Origin of the sequence: Nonomuraea sp. NPDC049419 (genome assembly GCF_040676995.1) — a bacterium.
Classification (GTDB): domain Bacteria; phylum Actinomycetota; class Actinomycetes; order Streptosporangiales; family Streptosporangiaceae; genus Nonomuraea; species Nonomuraea salmonea.
In genome coordinates this window covers 185,244-210,223 of the sequence record NZ_JBFAQB010000007.1, presented here as the reverse complement: position 1 = coordinate 210,223, position 24,980 = coordinate 185,244, and the positions used below count along the sequence as shown (strand labels likewise).

At 69.2% G+C, this 24,980-nt stretch carries 20 protein-coding genes and 1 tRNA gene; 11 read left to right on the top strand and 10 right to left on the bottom strand.

Annotated features, from left to right (window positions below; translation table 11 throughout):
* The first annotated feature begins 64 nt into the window (after positions 1 to 64).
* The 6 genes from AB0K12_RS22875 (at position 65) to AB0K12_RS22850 (ending at position 5,425) form a co-directional block, all read left to right on the top strand.
* Positions 65 to 460 carry a hotdog fold thioesterase gene (locus AB0K12_RS22875; protein ID WP_355427847.1) on the top strand — a complete coding sequence of 132 codons (396 nt, stop codon included), beginning with the start codon at positions 65 to 67 and terminating at the stop codon, positions 458 to 460.
* Between the two features lie 588 nt (positions 461 to 1,048).
* Positions 1,049 to 2,191, top strand: coding sequence for a branched-chain amino acid ABC transporter permease (locus AB0K12_RS22870; RefSeq protein ID WP_364564436.1), 1,143 nt, complete (start codon positions 1,049 to 1,051; stop codon positions 2,189 to 2,191).
* A gap of 16 nt (positions 2,192 to 2,207) precedes the next feature.
* Positions 2,208 to 3,206, top strand: coding sequence for a branched-chain amino acid ABC transporter permease (locus AB0K12_RS22865; RefSeq protein WP_364564433.1), 999 nt, complete (start codon positions 2,208 to 2,210; stop codon positions 3,204 to 3,206).
* A complete protein-coding gene (locus tag AB0K12_RS22860; protein ID WP_364564430.1) occupies positions 3,196 to 4,140 on the top strand; it encodes an ABC transporter ATP-binding protein in 945 nt (314 codons plus the stop codon). Before AB0K12_RS22865 ends, AB0K12_RS22860 begins: the two co-directional genes overlap by 11 nt.
* Positions 4,141 to 4,223: 83 nt before the next feature.
* A complete protein-coding gene (locus AB0K12_RS22855) occupies positions 4,224 to 4,958 on the top strand; it encodes an ABC transporter ATP-binding protein (RefSeq protein ID WP_364565006.1) in 735 nt (244 codons plus the stop codon).
* Positions 4,959 to 5,023: 65 nt separating this feature from the next.
* Positions 5,024 to 5,425, top strand: a complete 402-nt coding sequence (locus AB0K12_RS22850; RefSeq protein WP_364564428.1) for a hypothetical protein — start codon at positions 5,024 to 5,026, stop codon at positions 5,423 to 5,425.
* A 62-nt stretch (positions 5,426 to 5,487) separates the two neighbouring features.
* Here the strand turns inward: AB0K12_RS22850 and AB0K12_RS22845 are convergent, their stop codons facing one another.
* On the bottom strand, positions 5,488 to 6,780 hold the full coding sequence (locus AB0K12_RS22845) for an ABC transporter substrate-binding protein (protein WP_355427832.1): 1,293 nt from the start codon (positions 6,778 to 6,780) through the stop codon (positions 5,488 to 5,490).
* 179 nt (positions 6,781 to 6,959) lie between these two features.
* Here AB0K12_RS22845 and AB0K12_RS22840 point away from each other — a divergent pair, with 179 nt between their 5' ends.
* On the top strand, positions 6,960 to 7,823 hold the full coding sequence (locus AB0K12_RS22840; RefSeq protein WP_364564424.1) for a hypothetical protein: 864 nt from the start codon (positions 6,960 to 6,962) through the stop codon (positions 7,821 to 7,823).
* A gap of 103 nt (positions 7,824 to 7,926) precedes the next feature.
* Here the strand turns inward: AB0K12_RS22840 and AB0K12_RS22835 are convergent, their stop codons facing one another.
* Both AB0K12_RS22835 and AB0K12_RS22830 read right to left on the bottom strand, forming a co-directional pair.
* A complete protein-coding gene (locus AB0K12_RS22835) occupies positions 7,927 to 9,231 on the bottom strand; it encodes an ABC transporter substrate-binding protein (RefSeq protein ID WP_364564422.1) in 1,305 nt (434 codons plus the stop codon).
* A gap of 354 nt (positions 9,232 to 9,585) precedes the next feature.
* Positions 9,586 to 10,170 (bottom strand): response regulator, encoded by a 585-nt coding sequence (locus AB0K12_RS22830; protein WP_364564419.1) that lies wholly within the window; start codon positions 10,168 to 10,170, stop codon positions 9,586 to 9,588.
* 117 nt (positions 10,171 to 10,287) lie between these two features.
* Here AB0K12_RS22830 and AB0K12_RS22825 point away from each other — a divergent pair.
* From AB0K12_RS22825 to dapD, 4 genes are all read left to right on the top strand, one after another.
* Positions 10,288 to 10,361 (top strand) — tRNA-Leu (locus AB0K12_RS22825).
* Between the two features lie 63 nt (positions 10,362 to 10,424).
* Positions 10,425 to 11,195 carry a helix-turn-helix domain-containing protein gene (locus AB0K12_RS22820; protein ID WP_364564416.1) on the top strand — a complete coding sequence of 257 codons (771 nt, stop codon included), beginning with the start codon at positions 10,425 to 10,427 and terminating at the stop codon, positions 11,193 to 11,195.
* A gap of 134 nt (positions 11,196 to 11,329) precedes the next feature.
* Positions 11,330 to 11,752 (top strand): pyridoxamine 5'-phosphate oxidase family protein, encoded by a 423-nt coding sequence (locus tag AB0K12_RS22815; protein ID WP_345401508.1) that lies wholly within the window; start codon positions 11,330 to 11,332, stop codon positions 11,750 to 11,752.
* A gap of 25 nt (positions 11,753 to 11,777) precedes the next feature.
* Entirely contained in the window at positions 11,778 to 12,743 is a 966-nt protein-coding gene (gene dapD, locus AB0K12_RS22810) for a 2,3,4,5-tetrahydropyridine-2,6-dicarboxylate N-succinyltransferase (protein ID WP_364564412.1), read from the top strand.
* A gap of 248 nt (positions 12,744 to 12,991) precedes the next feature.
* Here the strand turns inward: dapD and pyk are convergent, their stop codons facing one another.
* From pyk to gltB, 7 genes are all read right to left on the bottom strand, one after another.
* Complete coding sequence (gene pyk / locus AB0K12_RS22805; RefSeq protein ID WP_364366196.1) at positions 12,992 to 14,422, bottom strand: pyruvate kinase; 1,431 nt, start codon at positions 14,420 to 14,422, stop codon at positions 12,992 to 12,994.
* Between the two features lie 35 nt (positions 14,423 to 14,457).
* On the bottom strand, positions 14,458 to 14,808 hold the full coding sequence (locus AB0K12_RS22800; RefSeq protein ID WP_364564408.1) for a DUF2784 domain-containing protein: 351 nt from the start codon (positions 14,806 to 14,808) through the stop codon (positions 14,458 to 14,460).
* Entirely contained in the window at positions 14,805 to 16,448 is a 1,644-nt protein-coding gene (locus AB0K12_RS22795) for a S8 family serine peptidase (protein ID WP_364564406.1), read from the bottom strand. The genes AB0K12_RS22800 and AB0K12_RS22795 overlap by 4 nt, the downstream gene beginning before the upstream one ends.
* A 141-nt stretch (positions 16,449 to 16,589) precedes the next feature.
* Positions 16,590 to 17,999, bottom strand: a complete 1,410-nt coding sequence (locus AB0K12_RS22790; RefSeq protein ID WP_364564403.1) for an MDR family MFS transporter — start codon at positions 17,997 to 17,999, stop codon at positions 16,590 to 16,592.
* Positions 18,000 to 18,149: 150 nt separating this feature from the next.
* Complete coding sequence (locus AB0K12_RS22785; RefSeq protein WP_364564400.1) at positions 18,150 to 18,731, bottom strand: helix-turn-helix domain-containing protein; 582 nt, start codon at positions 18,729 to 18,731, stop codon at positions 18,150 to 18,152.
* Positions 18,732 to 18,834: 103 nt separating this feature from the next.
* Positions 18,835 to 20,313 (bottom strand): glutamate synthase subunit beta, encoded by a 1,479-nt coding sequence (locus AB0K12_RS22780; protein WP_364564398.1) that lies wholly within the window; start codon positions 20,311 to 20,313, stop codon positions 18,835 to 18,837.
* 14 nt (positions 20,314 to 20,327) lie between these two features.
* Entirely contained in the window at positions 20,328 to 24,833 is a 4,506-nt protein-coding gene (gene gltB / locus AB0K12_RS22775) for a glutamate synthase large subunit (RefSeq protein ID WP_364564395.1), read from the bottom strand.
* Positions 24,834 to 24,980 lie beyond the last annotated feature (147 nt).

Genomic DNA, 24,980 nt, shown 5'->3' with positions numbered 1-24,980 from the left:
GCGTCTCCGACAGAAAACCCGAGCTCGGAAGAGTGGAGGCGTCACTTTGACGCAGACCGACCCTATGGACGTCTCGATATTCGGCGACCTGCACGAAGGAACGCTCGCCGACCGGCTGGGCATCGAGTTCCTCGAGGTCTCGCCTGAGCGGGTGGTGGGCCGCATGCCGGTCGAGGGCAACACGCAGCCGTACGGGCTGCTGCACGGCGGAGCGTCGGCGGTGCTGGCCGAGACGCTGGGCTCGGTGGGCGCGGCCGTGCACGCCGGGGCCGGGCGGATCGCCGTGGGCATCGAGATCAACGCCACCCATCACCGCTCGGCCCGCTCGGGCTGGGTGACGGGGGTCGCGACCCGGCTGCACGGGGGCAGGACGCTGGCGACGTACGACATCGAGATCACCGATGAGCAGGGCAGGAGGGTGTGCACCTCGCGGCTCACCTGCATGCTGCGTGACGCCTGACCGTAGTGCCCCTTACGTCACTTCGTCCGACCCTTTGCGCATGCCCCCCGCGGGTCGCTACGGTTGTTTCACCAGAGCCCGCGGGGAGGCCAAGTAGAAAACGTGTCCGGCCCCGCGTATGCGGGGTGCTCCCGTGTATGGCCGGGGATGCCTGACATGGCCCCAACGGCCGCCCCCGCGGGCTCGTCCACCTTTATCTTCCGATCGTTACGAGATCGTTCCCTCAAGCTGCCAGGCGTCTACCGCGATTTAGCCCCTGACCTGCCGTGTTGTTTGCTCACATCACTGACACACACATGTCACTAATTGGTGACGAACGATACTGAACCGGGCGTCTCCGCAATAAGCTCCCGCCATTGCATCCCAGTTGTGCCTGCGATGCGCGCGTGTCGAGATGGAGGGGCACAACCCCGCCTTGACCTACTTGAGGGAGCACCATTGCGCAGAGCCGTGATCGCGTTCACGGCCTTTCTGAGTGGACTCATCTTCCTGCTCGCCGGCCCCGCGCACGCGGATCCGACGGATTGCCAGGGATTGAGGGGAACGCTCAAACTCCAAGGCCAGCCAGTGAACGGCGCCAAAATCGCCGTGACCACCGAAAGCGGGCAACCCGTCGAGGAGGTCACCACCAATCCCGAGGGCACGTGGGAAGTTCAGGTCGAGGAGCCGGGTAAATACAAGGTCACCCTCGACCCCAGCACCCTCCCGCAGAACGCGGAGGTGCGCGGCGGCAACAACACCCGTACGCCGACCGTCTACGAGGGCAACTGCTCGGCCGTCCTGTTCGCGCTCCAGCCCAAGGGCGCGCCCGGCCAGGAGCAGCAGGAGGACGTCGGCGCCGCCAGCACGTTCTGGGCCCAGGCCGCGCAGCTCACCTTCGAGGGACTCAACCTCGGCCTGATCATCGCCCTGGCGGCGCTCGGCCTGTCGCTGATCTACGGCACCACCGGCCTGACCAACTTCGCCCACGGCGAGCTGGTCACCCTGGGCGCCCTGCTGGCCTACGGCTTCAACGTCGGCCTGGGGCTGCACCTCGTCCCCGCCGCGCTCATCGCCGTCATCGCCGCGGCGGTCCTCGGCTACTTCCAGGACCGCCTGTTCTGGGGCCAGCTGCGCAGGCGCGGCACCGGCATCATCGCCATGATGATCATCTCGATCGGCGTCGCGCTCTTCATGCGCTACGTCTTCCTGATCTTCTTCGGCGGCCAGACCGAGTCCTTCGCGCAGTACAACGCCCAGCCCGGCATCGAGATCGGGCCCATCTCCGCCGCGCCCAAGAACCTGGTCGCGATGGGCATCGAGCTCGTCGTCCTGATCATCGTCGGGTTCGCGCTGCTGCGCACCCGCACCGGCAAGGCGGCCCGCGCCGTGGCCGACAACCCGGCGCTCGCGGCCTCCTCCGGCATCAACGTCGACCGGGTCATCAGGATCATCTGGACCGGCGGCGGCGCCATCGCGGCCCTCGCCGGCATCATGCTCGCGCTCTCCCAGAACCTGAAGTACACGATGGGCCAGGAGATCCTGCTGCTCATCTTCGCGGGCGTGACGCTCGGCGGGCTCGGCACCGCGTTCGGCGCCCTGGTCGGCTCGCTCGTGGTCGGCCTGTTCATCCAGGTCTCCACCTTGTGGGTGCCGCCGGAGCTCAAGAACGTCGGCGCGCTGGCAGTGCTCATCATCGTGCTCCTCGTCCGGCCGCAGGGCATCCTCGGCCGCCGCGAGCGGATCGGCTGATCGGGGGAGGATCAGAATGGACTGGATCACGATTCTCAGCACCACCATCAAGTCCGCGGTCAACGTGGAGACGGTGCTGTACGGCCTCGCCGCCATCGGCCTGAACATCCACTTCGGCTACACCGGCCTGCTCAACTTCGGCCAGGCGGCGTTCATGGGCGTGGCCGGCTACGGACTGGCCGTCACGGTCACCGTGATGGGCCTGCCGTTCTGGATCGGCATCGGCGTCGGCATCGTCGGGGCGATCATCCTGGCGATCCTGCTCGGCATCCCGACCCTGCAGCTGCGGGCCGACTACCTGGCCATCGTCACCATCGCCGCCGCCGAGATCGTCCGGCTCGTCTTCCGCTCGGTGACGTTCAAGGACGTCTTCGGCGGCTCCGACGGCCAGCGCGGCTTCAGCGACGGCTTCTACGCGCTCAACCCGTACCCCGAGGGTGACTACGGCTTCAACCTCGGGCCCGTGCCGTTGTTCTTCAACAACCGCTCGATGTGGGTGCTGACCGTCGGCTGGCTGCTCATCGTGCTGTGCTGCTTCATCGTCTTCCTGCTGATGAAGAGCCCGTGGGGCCGCGTGCTCAAGGCCATCCGCGAGGACGAGGACGCGGTGCGCAGCCTGGGCAAGAGCGTGTTCTCGTACAAGATGCAGGCGCTCATCCTCGGTGGCGTCATCGGCTCGCTGGGCGGCTTCATCTACGGCCTGGCGTACGGCTCCGTGCAGCCGGACGTGTTCGGCACCGAGACCACGTTCTACCTCTACACGATGATCATCCTGGGCGGCGCCGCCCGGGTGCTCGGCCCCGTCGTCGGCGCGGCACTGTTCTGGGTGCTGCTGGTCCTGCTGAACGGCACGCTCAGCGAGGCCGTCGCCGCCGGCTACATCACCATCATCGACACCAACCAGGTCGGTGCCCTGCGCTACGTCCTCGTCGGTCTCGGACTCATCCTGTTGCTCGTCTTCCGGCCACAGGGCATCTTTGGTGACAAGAGGGAGCTGGCAATCGATGCACGCTGAGACCCAGACGACGGCCGGCGACCGCAAGGCCGCGGCCCTGGCCGCGTTCAAGGACCTGGCCCGCGATCCCGGCGTGCCCAAGCCGGACCCCATCCTCGTGGTCGACAAGGTGCTGCGCCGCTTCGGCGGTCTCACCGCCGTGGACGTCGAGCACGTCGAGATCCAGCGCGGCTCCATCACCGCGCTGATCGGCCCCAACGGTGCGGGCAAGACGACGTTCTTCAACCAGCTCACCGGCTTCGACACGGCCGACGCGGGCTCGTGGACGTTCAACGGGCGGCCGATGAACGGCGTGCCCGCGCACAAGGTCGCGCGGGCCGGCATGGTGCGCACGTTCCAGCTCACCAAGGCGCTCTCCCGGCTGACCGTCATGGAGAACATGCGCCTGGGCGCCCAGCACCAGAAGGGCGAGAGCTTCTGGCGCGCCATGATCCCGGCCTTCTGGCGCGGCCAGGAGGAGGAGATCACCGAGCGGGCAGAGGAACTGCTGGCCCGGTTCAAGCTCGACGCCAAGCGCGACGACTTCGCCGGATCCCTGTCGGGCGGCCAGCGCAAGCTGCTGGAGATGGCCCGCGCGCTCATGGTCCGGCCGGAGCTGGTCATGCTGGACGAGCCGATGGCCGGCGTGAACCCGGCGCTGACGCAGTCGCTGCTCGGCCACGTCAAGGACCTGCGCGAGCAGGGCATGACGGTGCTGTTCGTCGAGCACGACATGGACATGGTCCGCGACATCAGCGACTGGGTGATCGTCATGGCGCAGGGCGCGGTGATCGCCGAGGGGCCGCCCTCGACGATCATGTCCGACGAGCGCGTGATCGACGCCTACCTGGGCGCCCACCACGACGCGCCGCTCTCGGAAGGCGACCTTGAGACGCAGCTCCACGAGGCCGAGGCGGCTCTGGAGGCCGAGATCGAAGAGGAGACGCAGAAGTGAGCGCCGACGAAGCGCCGACCCCCGACGCCCAGGAACCGGACACGGCGGGCTCCCAGCGGGCCGTCACCGACCGCAGCGACCACCTGGCGGGCGCCGAGAACGCGGTGCTGCGCTGCGACGAGCTCATCGCGGGCTACCTGCCGGGCGTCAACATCCTCAACGGCGCCGACCTGTACGTCCAGCAGGGCGAGCTGATCGGCATCATCGGCCCCAACGGCGCCGGCAAGTCGACGCTGCTGAAGGCCATGTTCGGGCTGGTCAACATCCGCAGCGGCACGGTCCTGCTCAAGGGCGAGGACATCACGAACATGAAGGCCCACTCGCTGGTCTCGCGGGGCGTCGGCTACGTCCCGCAGACCAACAACGTCTTCCCCAGCCTCACCATCGAGGAGAACCTCGAGATGGGCGCCTTCCAGGTGCCGGGGAAGTTCAAGGAGCGCTTCGAGTTCGTGGCCGAGCTGTTCCCCGCGCTCAAGGAGCGGCGCAAGCAGCGCGCCGGCTCCCTGTCGGGCGGTGAGCGGCAGATGGTGGCGATGGCCAGGGCGCTCATGACCGAGCCGTCCGTGCTGCTGCTGGACGAGCCGTCCGCGGGCCTGTCGCCCAAGCTGCAGGACCTGGTCTTCATCCAGGCCCAGCAGATCAACAAGGCGGGCGTGACCGTGATCATGGTGGAGCAGAACGCGCGCCGCTGCCTGCAGATCTGCCACCGCGGATACGTCCTCGACCAGGGCCGCAACGCCTACACCGGCACCGGGCGGCAGCTCGCCGACGACCCGAAGGTCATCGAGCTGTACCTCGGCACGCTCGCGAAGGCGTAACGGATCACTTTCGAGACGGGGAAGGGACTCCCGCGGGAGCCCTTCCCCGTCTTTTAATGTGCCGTGTGAACCGTTTAGCGACAGTCGCGCTCGTCCTGCCCCTCGTCCTCGTCGGCTGCCAGGAGTCGGCGTCCTCCTCGGCCAAGTACAGCACCGGAGGCGACCCCACCGACGACCCGTGCGCGCGCGTGGTCTCGGCCATCGGATACGCCGGCCTCATGCTGGAGCCCAGAGGTCAGGAGGACCGGCAGAACTTCGAGGACGCCGTCATCGGCCGCCTGGCCGAGGCCCACGGCATCACGCGGGAGTTCGCCGACCGGCTGCCCGGCTCGCTGCGGCCGGCCGCCGAGACCGTCAAGCTCACCACGGCCCGCCTGTCCAAGGGCGACGTCCCCAGGGAGCGCCAGGTGGCGCTGCTGAAGCAGTACCGCGCCGCCGCCGACCAGATCGTGGCCGGCTGCACGTGAGCGCACGCGAAAGGGCCCGGCCGTGACGGCCGGGCCCTTCTCTGACGAGTGCCGGGTGGTGCTCAGCCCTCGATGTTGCCAGTACGGTACTCCAGCGCCTTCACCGGGTACTTGTTGTTGTTGCCGTACTGGTAGATGCCGATCGTGGCGACGGCCGGGTCACCGGCGTCGTTGAACTCGACCGGGCCGCTGACGCCCTCGTAGTCGATGTCCTTGCCGGCCTTCAGCAGGTCCACGCACTCCTTGAAGTTCGTGCACTTCTCGCCGCCCTTGCTGACCTCGGCCAGCTTCGCGGCGATGTCCACGCCCGCGTCGCTCTTGGCGGCCTCGGCGGCCAGCGCGATCAGGTTCGCCGCGTCGTACGACTCGGGGGCGTAGGTGTAGTCCTCGAGCTTCGGGTTGACGGCGAGCAGCTTGTCGCGGAACTCGTCGGGAGCGGCGGCGCCGGGGTAGGTGCCCTTGACGCCGGTCAGCGTGCCCTTGGGCATCTTCTCGTAGTTGGTGTTCGACATGTTGCCGTCCACCATGTACCACTTGTGCTTGCTGGCCGGCATGCCCTGCTTGACCAGCTCCTGGACGACCTTGGCGGTCTCCTCGAACCCGATGAGCACGATGCCCTTGGGGTTCTTGGCCTTGAGCTTGGCGACGTCGGCCGAGAAGTCGGCCGCCTTCGGGTCGTAGTCGACGCGCTCGACGACCTCGCCGCCGCCGTCGGTGACGGTCTTCTGGACCTGGTCGGCCAGCCCGGTGCCGTACGAGTCCTGCATCGCCATGATGCCGACGGTGTCGTTGCCGTCGGAGATGATCAGGTCACCGAGGACGCGGCCCTGCAGCTTGTCCGGCGGAGCCGTACGGAAGTACAGGCCGTTGTCCTGGATGGTGGTGAACTTGTCCGAGGTGTTGGCCGGCGAGAAGTGCACCACGCCCGCGCCCGTGATCTTGTCGATGACCGACTCGGACACCGACGAGGACGCGGCGCCGATGATGGCGTCGGCCTTCTGGGCAAGCAGCTTGTCAACCGACTGCGAGGCGATGTTCGTGGTCGTGTCGCCGGAGTCGGTGTCGAACTTGGTGACGGGCTTGCCGAGCACGCCACCCGCCTCGTTGATCTCCTTCACCGCCGCGTCGACACCTGCGAACTCGGGCGGGCCGAGGAACGCCAGCGAACCGGTCTGGGGCAGCAGCGTGCCGAGGGTGAGCGTGCCATCGCCCTTCGCCGCGGGAGCGGAAGAGGCCGGTGCGGCACTCTCGGAAGTCTGCGTGGCGGTGTCACCGCCACCACCGCAGGCTGTCAGGGCCAGGCTGGTGGCGGCCACGACAGCCAGCGCCCGTCCCACGGGAGCAATGCGGATCATGAAGTGTCTCCTTCATTCCAGGCCGGGATCCGTCAGCACCGCCGAGCGTTCCCGATCGAATGCAGGAAACGTACAAAATCGTCGCATGCTCCAACCAGATGCGCTGAGGAACTGTCGGCACTTGGATGCGGAGTCGTAATCACTCCTCAACTTACGGGACCTGCGTAAGGATGCTTAATGTGCATCTGGTGAAGCGCATAACCCCCGCCCTCGTGACGGCGCTCCTCGCGGCGGGCTGCACCGGCGCCGCGCCGGCTTCCCCGCGGCCGGCCGCACCGCCGCCGGGGGTCACGGTCTCGCTGGCCCAATACCGTTCGGACGAGCCGGTGCACGTCCTTCAAGTGGCCGTCCGAAATATTCATGAAACACCGGTTTATTTCGCTGATGTCCAACTTGTCACGGCGTCCTTCACGACCCTGCCGCCGCAGCGCGCCGACGCCACGATCCGCAAGACCGCACGCACCGACCTGCCCCTCACCTACGGCCCCGCCAACTGCCCGCCCACGGGCCTGCCCGAGGTGGCGCCCGCCACCGTCGTCGCCCGCGTCAGCACCGGCGGCCGGCCGCCGCACGCCGTCGCCTTCCCCGTGCCGCACCCCGACCCCCTCCTGGCCAGGCTGCTGCGCGACGAATGCTCAGAACACCTCGTCAAGCAGGCCGTGACCATCGAGTTCGGCCCCGAGTGGAAACAGACCGGATCCGGCGCGGACGCGGTCATGCGGGGCGACCTCGTCGTCACCCGGCGCGGGCCCGGCGTCGTCCGCCTCACCTCCATGGGCGGCACCACCCACTACATCGTCGAGCACGCGGAGCCGCTCGGCACGCTCGACGCGGAGGCGCGGCAGGTACGCCTGCCGATCCGCCTCACCCCTGGCCGCTGCGACGCCCACGCCTTCGCCGAGGCCAAGAAGGCGTTCCTGTTCCCCGTACGCGTCGCCCTCGACGGCGGCGACGAACGCGTCGTCATCGTCACACCGCCCAAACCCCTGCAGGACAGGCTCATCCACTACGCCGCCCGCGCCTGCGGGCTGCCCCAGCAGTGAAACCCGGCAGTGAAGCCGGCAGTAAAAACCGGCAGCGAAAACCGGCAGTGAAAAAACCGCCCCTCCCGCGGGCGCGACGCGGGAGAGGCGGTCAGCCGGGGGGTCAGCCCGCGATGTTGCCCGTGCGGTACTCGATCGCCTTGCTCGGGTACTTGTTGTCGTCCCCGTACTGGTAGACGCCGATCGTGGCCACCTGCGGGTCACCGTTGTCGTCGAACTCGACGGGACCGCTGACGCCGTCGTAGTCGATGTCCTTGCCGGCCTTCAGCAGGTCGACGCACTCCTTGAAGCTCTTGCACTTCTCGCCGCCCTTGCTGACCTCGGCCAGCTTCGAGGCGATGGAACGGCCGCTGTCGTCCTTGGCGGCCTCCGCGGCCAGGGCGATCAGGGTCGCGGCGTCGTAGGACTCGGCGGCGTAGGTGAAGTCGTCGAGATCCTTGTTGATCTCCTTGAGCTTGTCCCTGAACGCGTCCGGCGCCTCGGCGCCCGGGATCGTGCCCTTGACGCCCTTCAGGGTGCCCTTCGGCATCTTCTCGTAGTTGGTGTTCGACATGTTGCCGTCCACCATGTACCACTTCACCTTGTCCGCGGTCAGACCCTGCTTGACCAGCTCCGCGACGACCTTGGCACCCTCTTCGAAGCCGATCAGCACGACCGCCTTCGGGTTCTTCGCCTTGATCTTGGCGACGTCGGCCGAGAAGTCCGCGGCCTTGGGGTCGTAGTCGACCCGCTCCACCACGCTCGCGCCCGCCGCCTCGGCCGTCGCCGTCACCTGGTCGGCCAGGCCCGAGCCGTACGAGTCCTGCATCGCGAGGATGCCGACCGTGTCGTTGCCGTCGGCCGCGATCAGGTCACCGAGCACCCGGCCCTGCAGCTTGTCCGGCGGCGCCGTACGGAAGTACAGGCCATCGTCCTTGATCGTGGTGAACTTGTCCGAGGTGTTGGCCGGCGAGAACTGCACCATGCCCGCACCCGTGACCTTGTCGATGATCGACTCCGACACCGACGAGGACGCGGCGCCGATGATGGCGTCCGCCTTCTGCGCGATCAGCTTGTCCACCGACTGCGAGGCGATGTTCGTGCTGGTGTCGCCCGAGTCCGTGTGCACCACGTCGATCGGCTTGCCGAGCACCCCGCCGGCCTCGTTGATCTCCTTCACCGCCGCGTCCACGCCCGCGAACTCGGGCGGGCCGAGGAAGGCCAGCGAACCGGTCTGGGGCAGGACCGTGCCGAGCGTCAGCGTGCCGTCGCCCTTCGCCGCCGCCGGCGCCGAGGAGGCCGCCGAGGTCGCGGGGGCGGCGGACTCCTGCGCGGCCGTGTCGCCGCCGTCACTGCCACACGCCGTCAGTGCCAGGCTCGCCGCGGCCGCGACCGCCAGGACGCGGCCGGCCGGAGCAATGCGGTTCATCAAGATGAGACTCCCCCTATCTCAACGAAGGGACGATCGCCTTCGCTGGGTTTACCGGGCTCAGCATGCCCGTTGTGGGGTGAAATGGGGAGTTCTTCCGATACTTTTATGCCAATTCGTAATGTCGTAAACACTGATAGTAATGGTTTGTTTCAGGAGAGTTACGGACATGACTCGCTAGGCAGGTCTGAGCGACGATATTTCCGGACACAGACCAAAACACCCCACGAGCCCCTTACATCCCAATTCCCGGGCACCCCGCTTCGCCCCAGCCGAAACCCACCAGGAAGCACCCCGAAACCCACACGGAACGCCCCTACCGGACACCGGCCGGGACCCTCGCACGCTCCGGCCTCAGGAGCGGTCCGCCGCGTCCGCGATGACGATCTGAGCGACCTCACGCATGCTCAGCCGCCGATCCATCGACGCCTTCTGGATCCACCGGAACGCCTGCGGCTCCGTCCACCCGTGCTGCGCCATCAACTGACCCTTGGCCCGCTCGACCAGCTTGCGCGTCTCCAAGCGCTCGGACAGGCTCGACACCTCGGCCGCCAGCGCCACCATCTCGTCATGCCTGCTGACCGCCATCTCGATCGCCGGCACCAGATCCGCCTTCGTGAACGGCTTGACCAGATAGGCCATCGCCCCCGCGTCCCTGGCCCGCTCCACCAGATCACGCTGGGAGAACGCGGTCAGGATGAGACAGGGGGCGATGCGCATCTCGGTGATCCGCTCGGCCGCCGAGATGCCGTCGAGCACGGGCATCTTCACGTCGAGGATGACGAGGTCGGGTTTCAGCTCGTCGGCCAGCCGGATCGCCTGCTCACCGTCACCGGCCTCGCCCACGACGACGTAGCCGTCCTCCTGGAGCATCTCCTTGAGGTCGAGGCGGATCAGGGCCTCGTCTTCCGCGATCACTACTCGCCGCTGCGTACTCACGAGCAGAAGAGTACAGACGTCCGGTAGATTAGATCCACGCTGGATCGATCCGGCCTCTGGTTAGGCTAGGATTCGAACGCGCAGGACCCCCATGCGTCCGGACATTCCCGGATCTCAGCCCCGGTATTCCAATTGGCAGAGAAGGCGGATTCAAAACCCGCACAGTGTGGGTTCGAATCCCACCCGGGGCACTGACACGACCGCCTGGCTACCGGCCGGGCGGTTTTGTCGTACGTGGCTGCGACACTCTGCGCATGTACGATCTCACAGTCCGTGAGCAGGCTCTCCGGCTGCTCGCCTCCGGGCTCAGCATAAGCGAGGCGAGCCGCCAGACCGGAGTCAGCCGCGCCGCCATCAAGGAGTGGCGCGACCGTCCGGCATCAGACTCTCCCATGACCGGCACGTGCCCCCGTTGCGTCACGGTCCCCCACCTCCCCGCCCCTGCCGGCACCTACGCCTACCTGCTCGGCCTCTACCTCGGCGACGGCTGCATCTCCTGGGTCGGAGACCGCGCCAAGCGCGTCTGGTCCCTGCGCATCATGTGCGCCGACACCTGGCCTGGGCTTGTGGGCGAATGCGTCGAGGCGATGCGGATGATCCGGCCGACCAACAAGGTCCGGGTGCTGCGGCGGCAGGGGTGCAGCGAGGTCAACTCCTACTCCAAGCACTGGCCACACCTGTTCCCCCAGCACGGTCCCGGCAAGAAGCACGAGCGCGCGATCACCCTCATGCCCTGGCAGCAGGAGATCGTCGCCACCCATCCCGGGCGCTTCGTGCGCGGGCTCATGCACTCCGACGGCCACCGGGGGCTCAACCGCGTGCGGCGCGAGCTGCCCGGCGGCGTCCGCTGCTACGCATACCCGCGCTACCTGTTCAGGAACGAGTCGGCGGACATCCTCGCCCTGTGCGGTGCGGCGCTCGACCTGCTCGGGGTCGCCTGGCGCTACAACAAGCGCAACGAGCTGTCGGTCGCGCGGCGGGAGGCGGTGGAGGTGCTCGATCGGTACGTCGGGCCCAAATACTGATCGGTCCCGTGGGGCTGGTGGGGTGGGAGGCGTCAGGGAGGGAAGGGTGAAGGATGGTGGGGTCGGGACTTTTCGGGATCCCGCCCAGCGGGAATAGCCGTTGCACGATCGATGAGACACGGGGGTGGGGTGGGATGCCGTTGAGCCTGGCGGATCGGGAGGCGTTCCTGGCGGAGCCGCACATCGCGAGCCTGGCCGTGGAGTCGGGTGACGGGCGGGGGCCGCTGACGGTGCCCGTCTGGTACGACTACCTTCCGGGCGGCGAGGTCAGGTTCCTGACCGACGGCGACTCGATCAAGGCCAGGCTGATCGCGAAGGCGGGGCGGTTCTCGCTGCTGGTGCAGCGGTCGAGCCCGACCTACCGGTATGTGTCGGTGGAGGGCCCTGTGGTGCGGTCGGGGCCGACGACGCTGGAGGATCTGACCCGCATCTCGTCCCGCTATCTGCCGCCCGACGCCGTGTCGGGATATGTGCAGGGTTCCGATCTCCATGTGCTGGTGACGTTCAGGATGCGGCCCGAACATTGGCTGTCGGCCGACCTGGGCGCTCTGGGCTGAGCTCAAGAACGGTATTTTTGGGCCCGTGACTGCTATCGACCCGACCTCGATCGGTGCCTTCGGCACCGGCCTGGCGACCATCGCCGCTGACGGCACCGTACTCGACACCTGGTTTCCCGCTCCCGAGCTGGGCGACGCGCCGGCCGCGGGGACGCGGCGGCTGTCCGGCGATGAGGCCGGGGAGCTGGCCGAGCTGACCGGCCCCGACACGGCGCGCGGCGTGGAGGTGGTGGCGGTGCGCACCGGCATCGCCAAGCTCTCCGAGCCGCCGGCCGACGCGCACGACGTCTACCTGCGCCTGCATCTGCTGTCGGCGCGTCTGGTGCGCCCTCACGGGGTGAACCTCGACGGCGTGTTCGGCCTGCTGGCGAACGTGGTGTGGACCAACTTCGGGCCGTGCCCGGTGGCGGACTTCGAGCGGACGCGGCTGCGGTTGCGCGGGCGGGGGCCGGTGACGGTCTACGGCGTGGACAAGTTCCCGCGGATGGTCGACTACGTGCTGCCTTCCGGGGTGCGCATCGCCGACGCCGACCGGGTGCGGCTGGGTGCGCATCTGGCGTCCGGCACGACGGTGATGCACGAGGGCTTCGTGAACTTCAACGCCGGCACGCTCGGCGCGTCGATGATCGAGGGCCGGGTGTCGGCCGGCGTGGTGGTCGGTGACGGCTCCGACGTGGGCGGCGGCGCCTCGATCATGGGGACGCTGTCGGGCGGCGGCAAGCAGGTCATCTCGATCGGTGAGCGCTGCCTGCTGGGCGCGAACGCCGGGCTCGGCATCTCGCTGGGCGACGACTGCGTGGTGGAGGCCGGCCTCTACGTCACGGCGGGCACGCGGGTGACCCTGCCCGACGGCACCGTGGCGAAGGCGGCCGAGCTGTCGGGTTCCAACGGCATCCTGCTGCGGCGTAACTCGCAGACGGGCGCGGTGGAGGCGCTGCCGCGCCAGGGCGGCAAGGTCGAGCTGAACGCGGCCTTGCACGCCAACGACTGACGCCCCGGCCTATGCCTGGTGGGCTGCTGAACGGGCGGCCCACCCCGATGCGTGACGGCAACGGCCTCACGCGGGATTGGTGAGGCCGGCGCGAAGGCGCCGACCGACCCGCCGCGGGCCCGCATGTGACGCCCGCTGACCCGCCGCAGGCCCGCATGTGACGCCCGCCGACCCGCCGCGGGCCCGCGTGTGGGGCCCGCTGGCCCGTGAGCCCCGGGCGGCAGGCCCGGGGGCTGGGCACGTGGGGGTCAGTGGGCGTGGGAGACCGCTGAGCCGATGGTGTGGACGCGCAGGGCGTTGGTGGAGCCGGGGGTGCCGGGAGGCGAGCCGGCCACGATGACGACCTTGTCGCCCTTCTCCAGCCGTCCGAGCGACAGCAGCGACGCCTCCACCTGCCGCACCATGTCGTCGGTGTGGTGTACGAACGGCACGTGGAAGGTCTCCACGCCCCAGGTCAGCGAGAGCTGCCCGCGCACGTGGGGCGCGCTGGTGAAGGCCAGCAGCGGGATGGGCGAGCGGTAGCGGGCCAGGCGGCGCGCGGTCTCGCCGGACATGGTGAACGCGATGAGCGCCTTGGCGCCGACGATGGCGCCCACCTCGGCGGCGGCCCTGGCGATGGCGCCACCGGTGGTCTCGGGCATGCGCTCGAGGGTGTGGGTGGCGTGCAGCGAGGACTTCTCGGCGGCGCAGGCGATGCGGTCCATCGTGGAGACGGCTTCGATCGGGTAGTTGCCGACGGAGGTCTCGCCGGACAGCATGACCGCGTCGGCGCCGTCCATGACGGCGTAGGCGACGTCGGAGGTCTCGGCGCGGGTGGGGCGCGGGGAGTTCATCATGGAGTCGAGCATCTGGGTGGCCACGATGACGGGGTGGGCCTTCTCGCGGCACAGCTCGATGATGCGGCGCTGGACGATCGGCACCTGCTCGAGGGGCAGCTCGACGCCGAGGTCGCCGCGGGCGACCATGATGCCGTCGAAGGCGTCGACGATCTCGGGGAGGCGGTCGACGGCCTGCGGCTTTTCGATCTTGGCGAGCAGCGGCAGGCGTACGGCCTCCTGCTCCATGATGTTGCGCACCACGTCGGCGTCGGACGGGCGGCGGACGAACGACAGGGCGATCATGTCGAAGCCGGTGCGCAGCGCCCAGCGCAGGTCGGCTTCGTCCTTGTCGGTCAGCGCGGGGGCGCTGACGTTGACGCCGGGCAGGTTGAGGCCCTTGTTGTCGGAGATCATGCCGCCGATGACGACCCGGGTGATGACGCGGTCGCCGTCGACGCGGGTGACCTCGAGCACGAGGCGGCCGTCGTCGACGAGGATGGTGTCGCCGGGGCTGACGTCGTTGGGCAGTCCCTTGTAGGTGGTGGAGACCTGTTCGCGGTCTCCCGGGACGTCTTCGCCGGTGATGGTGAAGACGTCGCCGAAGCCGAGCCGGACGGGGCCTTCCTCGAAGGTGCCGACGCGGATCTTGGGGCCCTGCAGGTCGGCGAGGACGCCTACACCGCGGCCGAGGTCGGCCGCCACCTCCCTGACCCGGTCGTACACCTCTCTGTGCATGTCATGGTTGCCATGGCTGAGGTTGAACCGTGCTACGTCCATGCCCGCGGCGATGAGCTCGCGGAGGCGTTCCTTGGACGATGTGGCGGGGCCTAGAGTGCAGACGATTTTCGCGCGACGAGTCACGAGTCCTACCTTAATTGGTACAGACCACTTGGCAGTCACTGACGACGGAGAACGTACCCGACGTATGAGAACAGAACGAGAACGGCGACCGCCAGTCGCGCCACGTTCGTGTACTCACCCGCGTAGATCACGCCTTCGATGTAGTGGTCGATGAAGCCGCTCGCGGGCAGACCTGCCCCGCCCGCGTGGCGACGTGCCCAGTCTTCCACGAGTGTGAGCGGGCATTCGACGCCGGTCACGACGGACAGCACTCCCCAGGCCGCGACGGCGAGGTGGATCCAGATCGTGCGGCGCCGGCGCCAGGCGAGGAAGCCGCCTAAGGTCAGGTAGGCGAGAAAAGCGAAATGTACCCCCATCGCGGCGTCGGCGAGGAGGCGGTACATCATGGCTGCGCGGTCGCCGCCTTCCAGGCGTTCACGATGCCGTGGCCGTAGAAGCCGTTGTCGTCGGTGTCGCCCTGGCACAGGTGTTTCTCGCTGGTGCCGAAGGCGTTGTAGGTGTACTCGCGCGGGCTGGGGCAGGCCTTGGGGGTGGCGGTCTTGTAGAGCAGGTCCTGGACGGTGTCGGGGGCGAGTTCGAGCCCGCCCTTGCCGGGCTTGCCGAAGCGGCTGATGAGGATGGCGGCGACGCCGGTGGCGTGCGGCGCGGCCATGGAGGTGCCTTCGAGGTACTGGTAGTAGGAGCAGGTGCCGCCGGTGCAGTCGCGTACGACGTCGGCGCCCTTGGGCTTGCCGTCCTTGCCGACGCGGCCCGCGGCGCGCAGCACGTGTTCCGGCGCGGCGGCGAGGATGGACCTGGTGACGTTGACGCCCTCCCCGTCGAGCACGTCGCCGCCGGGGGCCGAGACGTCGGTCTGCTCGACGCCGTAGTCGCTGTAGGCGGCCTTGCGGCCGGAGGGGCCGAGCGCGGAGACGGAGATGACGCCTTTGGACTCGGCCGGCACGTTGATGCAGGAGTTGTCGATCTCGCGTTCCTTCTCGTCGCCCTTGGGGTAGCCGGGGCTCTGCTTGTCGATCTTGGGGTTGCCGAGGTCGGTGGAGCCGTTGCCGAGGGCGGAGATGAGGGTGACGCCGCGTTCGCGCGCGTAGTCGAGTGCGCGTTGCATGCCGGTGATGATGGCGCGCTGTTCGAGCTGCTGTTTCTTGGTGTCGGACTTGTTGGCGCGGCAGTTGAACAGCCAGGGGTCGACGTAGTAGCTCATGTTGACGACGTCGACGCCGATGTCGGCGGCGTAGGTGAGGGCGTCGAGGCTGGGCTTGAGGAAGAAGAAGCCGGAGTCCTGGCCTGCCCTGATGTTGACGATCTGGACGCCGGGCGCGACGCCGGCGATGCCGATGCCGTTGATGGGCGAGGCGATGGTGCTGGCGACGTGGGTGCCGTGGCCGTCGTCGTCGGCGTCCACGGGGTCCTTGCAGTTCTTGGCCTCGCAGGGGCCGTCGAGGGTCTCGCCGTAGTCGTCCTTGGGGCGGTCGGTGACGAAGTTGCGGCTGAGCTCGCGGTTGAAGTTGGGGGCGATGTCGGGGTGCTTGCCGTCCACACCGGTGTCGATGACGCCGACGAGGACCTTCTTGCTGCCGGGGACCTTGGCGTTGGCGCGGTCGGCGCCGATCATGCGCATGTCCCACTGGCGGGGGGCGAGCGGTTCGCCGGCCCGCTTGGTGAACGCCTGCTCGTCGGGGAGTGCTCGCGTGGCGGGCTTCGATGCCGTACGTCCGATGCTGCGGTCGGGGCTGACCCCGACGACGGCGGGGTCGCCGCCCACGGCCCCCTGGAAGCCGTCGCCGCCGGCGGCGAGGAGGTAGCCGAGCTTGGTGTCGTCGGCGACGGTGGTGCCGCCGGCGCGTTCGACGGCGGCCTTGGCCTCACGTGCCCGGCCGTGCTCGTAGAAGACGAGGTATTCGGGCTGTCCCTGGCCTTGGGGGGTGGGTTTGCGGGCGGCCTCGCCGGGCTGGGGGGCGGTGGCCGAGCAGGCCGCGAGTGTGAGCGCGGCGGCCAGCGCCGTCATGCCGGAGGCGAGCCGCCGCATAGTTCCCCCTACGCCTGAATGCCGCAGAATCTGAATGTTCCCGACAGTCAACCAGTGATGCAACCGAGTGGTGAAATTTCGGTTGATGGTGGGCGAAGCGGACCTCTATCCCCCAGCCCGCTTCGCCCCTTCAGGCGCGTGTCAGTCGCGGTGGCTCAGCCGTACGTCAGGAAGCCGGGCCAGCAGCACCGCGGCGGCCAGCATGATCGGCCCGGTCCACGCGAACACCCCGGTGATCGCGTCCGCGAAGGCCAGCTGCGTGGCGTGCCGTACGGCCTCGGGCAGCGCCTGGACGGCGGCGGGGGTGAGCGCGGCCTGTCCCGGCGCGAGGCCGGCGGCGAACACGCCGCCGAGCACCGACACGCCCACCGCGCCGCCGGCGCCACGGGCGAACGTGACGGCCGAGGTGGCCGCGCCCCGGTCGGCCGCGGGCGTGGTGGTCTGGACGGCGAGCAGCAGGTTCTGCCCCATCACGCCCAGCCCGAGCCCGCACAGCACCATGTACGCCCCCGACGCGACCGTGCCGGTGCCGAGGTCCATGGTGGCGAACAGCAGCCCGGAGATCCCGGCGCAGACGGCCCCGCCCACGATGAGCCACTTGTACCGGCCGAGCCTGGTCACCAGCTGCCCGCCGAGCGTGGAGGCGACGATCATGCCGCCCATGAGCGGCAGCAGCAGCAGCCCGGAGTCGGCCGCCCCGGCGCCGCGCGCGAGCTGCAGGAACATGGGCAGGAAGGTCGCCAGGCCGAGCATCGCGGTGGCCATGAGCACGACGGTGACGACGGGCAGGGTGAAGGAGGCCGAGCGGAAGAGCCGCAGCGGCAGGATGGGCTCCTCCGCCGCGCGTTCTGCGAGGACGAACAGCAGGGCCAGCAGCACCGCGCCGGCGCCGAGCCCGATGATGACGGGCGAGGTCCAGGCGTGCACGGTGCCGCCCCAGGAGGCGAGCAGGGTCAGGCAGGTCAGCAGCCCGGCGATGAGCGCGGCGCCGAGCCAGTCGACGCGGTGCGGCGAAGTGCGCCGGGGCAGCTTGAGCACGGCGAAGGCGACGGCCAGCGCGACGGCGCCGAGCGGCAGGTTGATGTAGAAGATCCAGCGCCAGGAGACGTGCTGGGTGAGGTAACCGCCGACGAGCGGCCCCGCGATGGAGGCCAGCCCGAAGACGCCGCCGAACAGGCCCTGGAAGCGGGCGCGTTCGCGGGGGGTGGCGAGGTCGGCGGCGATGGTCATGGTGAGCACCATGAGGCCGCCCGCGCCGATGCCCTGGAAGGCGCGGAAGGCGATGAGCTGGCCCATCGACTGGGCGGCGCCGCACAGGGCCGAGCCGATGACGAACAGGACGATGGCCGCGAGGTAGAGGGTGCGGCGGCCGTACATGTCGCTGAGCTTGCCGAACAGCGGGGTGGCGATGCCGGAGGTCAGGGCGAACGCGGTGACCAGCCAGGACAGGCTCTCGAGCCCGTGCAGCTCCCCCACGATGGTGGGCATGGCGGTGGCCACGACGGTCTGGTCGAGCGCGGCCAGGAACAGGGTGATGATGAGTGACCCCATGCTGACCCAGAGTGTTCGTCTCGGGGTGGACTGCTGGGGGATTGTCGCTACCATGAGTCGACTCCTTGCTTCTTTTTCGCGAGAGGGCAGGAGTGATCCGCGGCGATCGGGGGTGCCACCCCGGTCGCCGCTTGTCTTTCCTCAGGAGAGTCAGAGCCCGTTTTCGAGCAGCGTGTACGCCTCCTCGAGCAGGTCCTCCACCGCTCCGCCGCCGGCCAGCGACTCCTGCACGGCCGAGATGGCCGCGCCGAAGGTGGCGATGACGAGCAGCCTGGCGTGCACGGCGCTGGTGACGCCTGGACGGCCGCTGACGGCGCCGAAGAGGCTCTCCATCAGCTTCGTCTCGTCGACGGCCCTGGCCTTGGCGGCCAGCTCGGGGTGGCGCCTGCGCAGCTCGGCGAACGGCTTCATGTCGGCCATGATCGGCCGCAGCCGCGCGGCGAGCGTGCGCGCCACGACCTTGAGCGACTCGAAGGCGGGCTCGTCCGCCGGCCTTTCCTGCAGCAGCCCGATGAACTCCTCGGGCGTCCACATGGGGCCGGGGGCGAGCGCCTCCTCCTTGGAGGCGAAGTAGTTGAAGAAGGTGCGCGGCGAGATGTCGGCCGCCGCGCTGATCGCCTCCACGGTGGCGGCTTCGAGCCCCTGGTCGAGCGCGATGCGCACGGCGGCCATCCTGATGGCCTGCCGCTTGTCGGCCCGGCGGCGCTCGCGCCGCTCCTGCGGACTCTCCATGCCTTGCACTGTACGCACTTTTTGCACGACCTGCAAGACATGCAGAGTCTGCAAAAAACAGAGCGCCCGCCACAAGGGCGGGCGCTCCTGAGAGACGAGCAGGTCAGACCAGCGGACGCGCGGTCGGCAGGATCGGGTACGGCAGCGCCGTGTCCCCGGTCAGGAACCGGTCGACGCCGGAGGCGGCGGCCCGCCCCTCGGCGATGGCCCACACGATGAGCGACTGGCCGCGGCCCATGTCGCCCGCCACGAAGACGCCGTCGACCTTCGACATGTACGTCTTGTCGCGCGCCACGTTGCCCCTGGCGTCGTAGAAGCCGTCACCGGCGACCTCGGCCAGGTCCTGCAGCAGCGAGCCCTTCTCCGGCCCGAGGAAGCCCATGGAGAGCGTGACCAGCTCGGCCGGGATCTCCCGCTCGGTGCCGGGGATCGGCTTGAAGCCGTTCTGCGGCCCCTCGACCTCGACCAGGCGCAGGGCCCGCACGTTGCCGTCGTCGTCGCCGACGAACTCGGTGGTGGAGACCGCGTAGACGCGCGCTCCCCCGCCCTCGGCCAGCTCCTCGTGGGCGCTCTCCATCTTGAACAGCATCGGGTAGGTCGGCCACGGCTGGCCGGCCGGCCGCGTGGCGGGCGGCTGCGGCATGATCTCCAGCTGCGTGACGGACGCGGCGCCCTGCCGGATCGCGGTGCCGATGCAGTCGGCGCCGGTGTCGCCGCCGCCGATCACCACCACGTGCTTGCCCTCGGCCGAGATGGGCGAGGCGGGGAAGTCGCCCTCCTGGACCTTGTTGGACAGCGGCAGGTATTCCATCGCCTGGTAGATGCCCTTCAGCTGACGCCCGGCCACCGGCAGGTCGCGCCACTGGGTGGCCCCGCCCGACAGCACCACGGCGTCGAACTGCTCGCGCAGCTCGGCGGCGGTGATGTCGACGCCGACGTCGACGGAGGTGCGGAACTCGGTGCCCTCGGCCCGCATCTGCTCGAGCCGGCGCTCGATGTGCCGCTTCTCCATCTTGAACTCGGGGATGCCGTAGCGCAGCAGGCCGCCGATGCGGTCGGCCCGCTCGAACACCACCACGTCGTGCCCCGCCCTGGTGAGCTGCTGGGCGGCGGCCAGACCCGCCGGTCCTGAGCCGACGACCGCGACCTTCTTGCCGGTCTTGACGGCCGGCGGCTGCGGGCGCACCCAGCCCTCGGCGAACGCGCGGTCGATGATCTCGACCTCGACCCGCTTGATCGCCACCGGGTCGGAGTTGATGCCGAGCACGCACGCCGCCTCACACGGAGCCGGGCAGAGCCGGCCGGTGAACTCGGGGAAGTTGTTGGTGGCGTGCAGCCGCTCGATGGCCTCCTGCCAGTCGGTGCGGTAGACCAGGTCGTTCCACTCGGGGATGAGGTTGCCCAGCGGGCAGCCGTTGTGGCAGAACGGGATGCCGCAGTCCATGCAGCGGGCCGCCTGCTTGGTCAGCTTCTCCTGGGAGAAGTCCTGGTAGACCTCGCGCCAGTCGCTGATGCGGACGTCCACGGGACGGCGCGCCGGCAGCTCCCGGTCGTGCGTGAGAAAACCCTTCGGGTCAGCCATGCGGTACGCCTCCCTTAACCCTGAACCGCGGCCGCCATGACGGCCTCGTCGATGTCCCTGCCTTCGATGCGGGCGGCCTCGGCGGCCTCCAGCACCCTCTTGTAGTCGGTCGGCATGATCTTGCCGAACCTGGCCAGCGCCGCGTCCCAGTCGGCCAGCAGCTGCTTGGCGACCGGCGAGCCGGTCTCCGCGAAGTGCTTCTCGACGGTCTCCTTGAGGAACTCGGCGTCCTCCTCGGTGAGCGCCTCGATGGCGACCATCTCGCGGTTGACCCGCTCGGGCTTGAGATCCAGCAGGTACGCGACGCCGCCCGACATGCCGGCCGCGAAGTTGCGCCCGGTCGGGCCGAGCACCACGGCCTTGCCGCCGGTCATGTACTCGCAGCCGTGGTCGCCCACGCCCTCGACGACCGCCGTCGCGCCGGAGTTGCGCACGCAGAACCGCTCGCCCACGACGCCGCGGATGAACACCTCGCCGGAGGTGGCGCCGTAGAGGGCGACGTTGCCGGCGATGATGTGGCCGTCGAGCGGCGCCTCGTCGTGCGGCCGCACCGTGATGCGCCCGCCCGACAGGCCCTTGCCGACGTAGTCGTTGGCGTCGCCGGTCAGCCGCAGCGTGATCCCGCGCGGCACGAACGCGCCGAACGAGTTGCCCGCCGAGCCGGTGAAGGAGATGTCGATGGTGTTGTCGGGCAGCCCCTTGCCGCCGTGCCGCTTGGTCACCTGGTAGCCGAGCATGGTGCCGACCGTGCGGTTGACGTTGCGGATGGGCAGCTCGAGCGTCACCGGGGTGCCGTCGTTGATGGCGCCCTCGGCGAGCTGGATGAGCGTGTTGTCGAGCGCGTGCTCCAGCCCGTGGTCCTGCTCGGCGAGCCGGCGCAGCGCGGTGCCGGCGGGCAGCTCGGGCCGGTGCAGGATCGGCGACAGGTCGAGGCCACTGGCCTTCCAGTGCTCCTCGGCCGCCGTCGTGTCGAGCAGCTCGACGTGCCCGATCGCCTCGTCGAGCGAGCGGAAGCCCAGCTCGGCGAGGTATTCGCGGATCTCCTCGGCGATGAACTCGAAGAAGTTGACCACGAACTCCGGCTTGCCGGTGAAGCGCTTGCGCAGCTCGGGGTTCTGCGTGGCGACGCCCACCGGGCAGGTGTCGAGGTGGCAGACCCGCATCATGACGCAGCCGGAGACGACCAGCGGGGCGGTGGCGAAGCCGTACTCCTCCGCGCCGAGCAGCGCGGCGATGACGACGTCGCGGCCCGTCTTGAGCTGGCCGTCGACCTGCACCACGATGCGGTCGCGCAGGTCGTTGAGCAGCAGCGTCTGCTGGGTCTCGGCCAGGCCGAGCTCCCACGGCGCGCCCGCGTGCTTGAGCGAGGTCAGCGGCGAGGCGCCGGTGCCGCCGTCGTGGCCGGAGATGAGCACCACGTCGGCGTGCGCCTTCGACACGCCGGCCGCGACCGTGCCGACCCCGACCTCGGCGACCAGCTTGACGTGGACCCTGGAACGCGGGTTGGAGTTCTTCAGGTCGTGGATGAGCTGGGCGAGGTCCTCGATGGAGTAGATGTCGTGGTGTGGCGGCGGCGAGATGAGGCCGACGCCAGGCGTGGAATGGCGGGTCTTCGCGATCCACGGGTAGACCTTGTGGCCGGGCAGCTGGCCGCCCTCGCCGGGCTTGGCGCCCTGCGCCATCTTGATCTGCAGGTCGTCGGCGTTGACCAGGTATTCGGAGGTGACGCCGAACCGTCCCGATGCCACCTGCTTGATCGCCGACCTGCGGGCCGGGTCGTACAGGCGCTCGGGGTCCTCGCCGCCCTCGCCGGTGTTGGACTTGCCGCCGAGCCGGTTCATCGCGATGGCGAGCGTCTCGTGCGCCTCCATGGAGATGGAGCCGTACGACATCGCGCCGGTGGAGAAGCGCTTGACGATGCTCTCGACCGGCTCGACCTCCTCGATGGGGATCGGCGTGCCCTTGCGCAGCTTGAACAGGCCGCGCAGGGTCATCAGCCGCTCCGCCTGGGAGTCCACGAGGTTCGTGTACTCCTTGAAGATCTCGTAGCGGCGGGTCCTGGTGGCGTGTTGCAGCTTGAAGACGGTCTCGGGGTTGAACAGGTGCGGCTCGCCCTCGCGCCGCCACTGGTATTCGCCGCCGACCTGGAGCTTGCGGTGCGGGTTCTCCACCCGCGGGTAGGCGTGGCGGTGGCGCTGCGCGACCTCCTCGGCCAGCACGTCGAAGCCGACGCCGCCGAGGCGGGAGGTGGTGCCGGTGAAGCAGGAGTCGATGACCTCCTGGCTCAGGCCGAGCGCCTCGAAGATCTGCGCGCCGGTGTAGGAGGCCACCGTGGAGACGCCCATCTTGGACATGACCTTGATGACGCCCTTGCCGTACGCCTTGATGAGGTTGCGCACGGCCTTGTGCTTGTCGGCCTTGAGCACCCCGCTGTCGACGAGGTCCTCGATGGTCTCGATCGCCAGGTAGGGGTTGATCGCGGCGGCGCCGTAGCCGATGAGCAGCGCCATGTGGTGGCACTCGCGGGCCTCGCCGGTCTCGATGACCAGGCCGATCTTGGTGCGGGTCTTCTCCTGGATGAGGTGGTGGTGCACCGCGCCCGTCAGCAGCAGCGACGGGATCGGCGCCCGCTCCTCGGAGGAGCCGCGGTCGCTCAGCACGATGATGCGGGCGCCGTCGGCGATCGCCCTGGACGCCTCGGCCCTGATCTCCTCCAGCCGCCGCAGCAGGGCCTCGCCGCCGCCGGAGACGTCGTACAGGCCGCTGATCACGTAGGGGTGGAAGCCCGGCAGGTCGTGCTCGTCGTTGATGTGGATGATCTTGGCGAGCTCGTCGTTGTCGATCACCGGGTACGGCAGCACGAGCTGCCGGCAGGAGCTGGGCCCCGGGTCGAGCAGGTTGCCCTCGGGCCCGAGCGTGCTGGCCAGGGAGGTGACCAGCTCTTCCCTGATGGCGTCCAGCGGCGGGTTGGTGACCTGCGCGAACAGCTGGGTGAAGTAGTCGAACAGCAGCCGCGGCTTCTCGCTCAGCACGGCCACGGGCGTGTCGGTGCCCATGGAGCCGATCGGCTCCTGGCCGGTGCGCGCCATCGGCGACAGGATGATGCGCAGCTCTTCCTCGGTGTAGCCGAAGGTCTGCTGCCGCTTGACGAGCGCCTCGTGGGTGGGGATCTCGCGCTGGCGGGCGGGCAGTTCCTCGAAGCGGACGAGCCCGGCGTGCAGCCAGTCTTCGTAGGGGAGCTCGGCGGCGAGCTCGGCCTTGATCTCGTCGTCCTCGATGATCTTGCCGCGGGCGGTGTCGATGAGGAACATCCGGCCCGGCTGCAGGCGGCCCTTCCGGACGACGTCCTCCGGCGCGATGTCCAGCACGCCGGCCTCGGAGGCCAGCACGACCAGGCCGTCGGCGGTCACCCAGAAGCGGCCAGGACGCAGGCCGTTGCGGTCGAGCACGGCGCCGGCGACGGTGCCGTCGGTGAAGGTGATCGAGGCTGGGCCGTCCCAGGCCTCCATCATCGTGGAGTGGAACTCGTAGAAGGCGCGCCGCGCCGGGTCCATCTCCGTGTGGTTCTCCCACGCCTCCGGGATCATCATGAGCACGGCGTGGGGCAGGCTGCGGCCGCCCATGTGGAGCAGCTCGAGTGCCTCGTCGAAGCTGGCGGTGTCGCTGCCATCCGGGTCACAGATGGGGAAAAGTCGCGAAATATCGCCCGGAATGTGGGCGGAGGCGAGCATCGCCTCGCGCGCCCGCATCCAGTTGCGGTTGCCCTTGACCGTGTTGATCTCGCCGTTGTGGGCGATGTAGCGGTAGGGGTGGGCCAGCGGCCAGCTCGGGAACGTGTTGGTGGAGAAACGCGAGTGGACCAGCGCGATCGCCGTCGCGTAACGCTCGTCGCTCAGGTCGGGGAAGAACGGCTCGACCTGGTCGGGCGTCAGCATGCCCTTGTAGACGATCGTCCGCGAGGACAGCGAGGGGAAGTAGACGTCGGCCTCGTGCTCGGCCCGCTTGCGCAGGCAGAACGCCAGCCGGTCGAGCTCGAGCCCGGCACGGCCGTCCTGGTCGGCGACGAACAGCTGCGCGAAGTGCGGCATCACGGCCCGCGCGCTCGGGCCGGGCAGGTCGCGGTCGACCGGCAGCTCACGCCAGCCGAGCACGCTCAGGCCCTCCTCGGCCGCGATCTCCTCGATCAGGCGGACGGCGAGCGCCCTGGCCTCGGAGTCGAACGGCAGGAAGGCGATGCCGGTCGCGTACGAACCGGCCTCGGGCAGCGTGAACGGCACGCTCGCCCGGTAGAACTCATCGGGGATCTGCGTCAGGATCCCGGCTCCGTCGCCGGTGTCCGGCTCGCTACCCTTGGCCCCCCGGTGATCGAGATTGCACAGCGCCGTCAGCGCCTTGACCACAATGCCGTGATCACGCCGACCGGCGACGTCGGCGACCATGGCGACACCGCAGGCATCGTGCTCGTTGGCGGGGTGGTAAAGACCCTGAGGCTCGGGGAACCCGAGGTGGGCAGCAGGCATTGAATCCCTCCCGTCGTCTTCGTCTGTCTGAAACTCCTGCACAGGCGAGGGACGACGTTGGCCCTGCTGCATATCGTGGGTAGAGGTTACCTCACCCTGCCGGAATGGTGCCCGCCGCGTCCGCATTGCGAACCTTGTGAGCCGTCC

What these genes read in the sequence shown, in the direction of transcription:
- AB0K12_RS22790 (WP_364564403.1), bottom strand. Translation starts at nt 17,999, where the DNA reads ATGGGGTCACTCATCATCACCCTGTTCCTGGCCGCGCTCGACCAGACC.
- AB0K12_RS22845 (WP_355427832.1), bottom strand. Translation starts at nt 6,780, where the DNA reads ATGATCCGCATTGCTCCCGTGGGACGGGCGCTGGCTGTCGTGGCCGCC.
- AB0K12_RS22865 (WP_364564433.1), top strand. Translation starts at nt 2,208, where the DNA reads ATGGACTGGATCACGATTCTCAGCACCACCATCAAGTCCGCGGTCAAC.
- AB0K12_RS22835 (WP_364564422.1), bottom strand. Translation starts at nt 9,231, where the DNA reads ATGAACCGCATTGCTCCGGCCGGCCGCGTCCTGGCGGTCGCGGCCGCG.
- AB0K12_RS22815 (WP_345401508.1), top strand. Translation starts at nt 11,330, where the DNA reads ATGCCGTTGAGCCTGGCGGATCGGGAGGCGTTCCTGGCGGAGCCGCAC.
- AB0K12_RS22795 (WP_364564406.1), bottom strand. Translation starts at nt 16,448, where the DNA reads ATGCGGCGGCTCGCCTCCGGCATGACGGCGCTGGCCGCCGCGCTCACA.
- AB0K12_RS22875 (WP_355427847.1), top strand. Translation starts at nt 65, where the DNA reads ATGGACGTCTCGATATTCGGCGACCTGCACGAAGGAACGCTCGCCGAC.
- AB0K12_RS22785 (WP_364564400.1), bottom strand. Translation starts at nt 18,731, where the DNA reads ATGGAGAGTCCGCAGGAGCGGCGCGAGCGCCGCCGGGCCGACAAGCGG.
- gltB (WP_364564395.1), bottom strand. Translation starts at nt 24,833, where the DNA reads ATGCCTGCTGCCCACCTCGGGTTCCCCGAGCCTCAGGGTCTTTACCAC.
- AB0K12_RS22820 (WP_364564416.1), top strand. Translation starts at nt 10,425, where the DNA reads ATGTACGATCTCACAGTCCGTGAGCAGGCTCTCCGGCTGCTCGCCTCC.
- AB0K12_RS22800 (WP_364564408.1), bottom strand. Translation starts at nt 14,808, where the DNA reads ATGATGTACCGCCTCCTCGCCGACGCCGCGATGGGGGTACATTTCGCT.
- AB0K12_RS22860 (WP_364564430.1), top strand. Translation starts at nt 3,196, where the DNA reads ATGCACGCTGAGACCCAGACGACGGCCGGCGACCGCAAGGCCGCGGCC.
- AB0K12_RS22780 (WP_364564398.1), bottom strand. Translation starts at nt 20,313, where the DNA reads ATGGCTGACCCGAAGGGTTTTCTCACGCACGACCGGGAGCTGCCGGCG.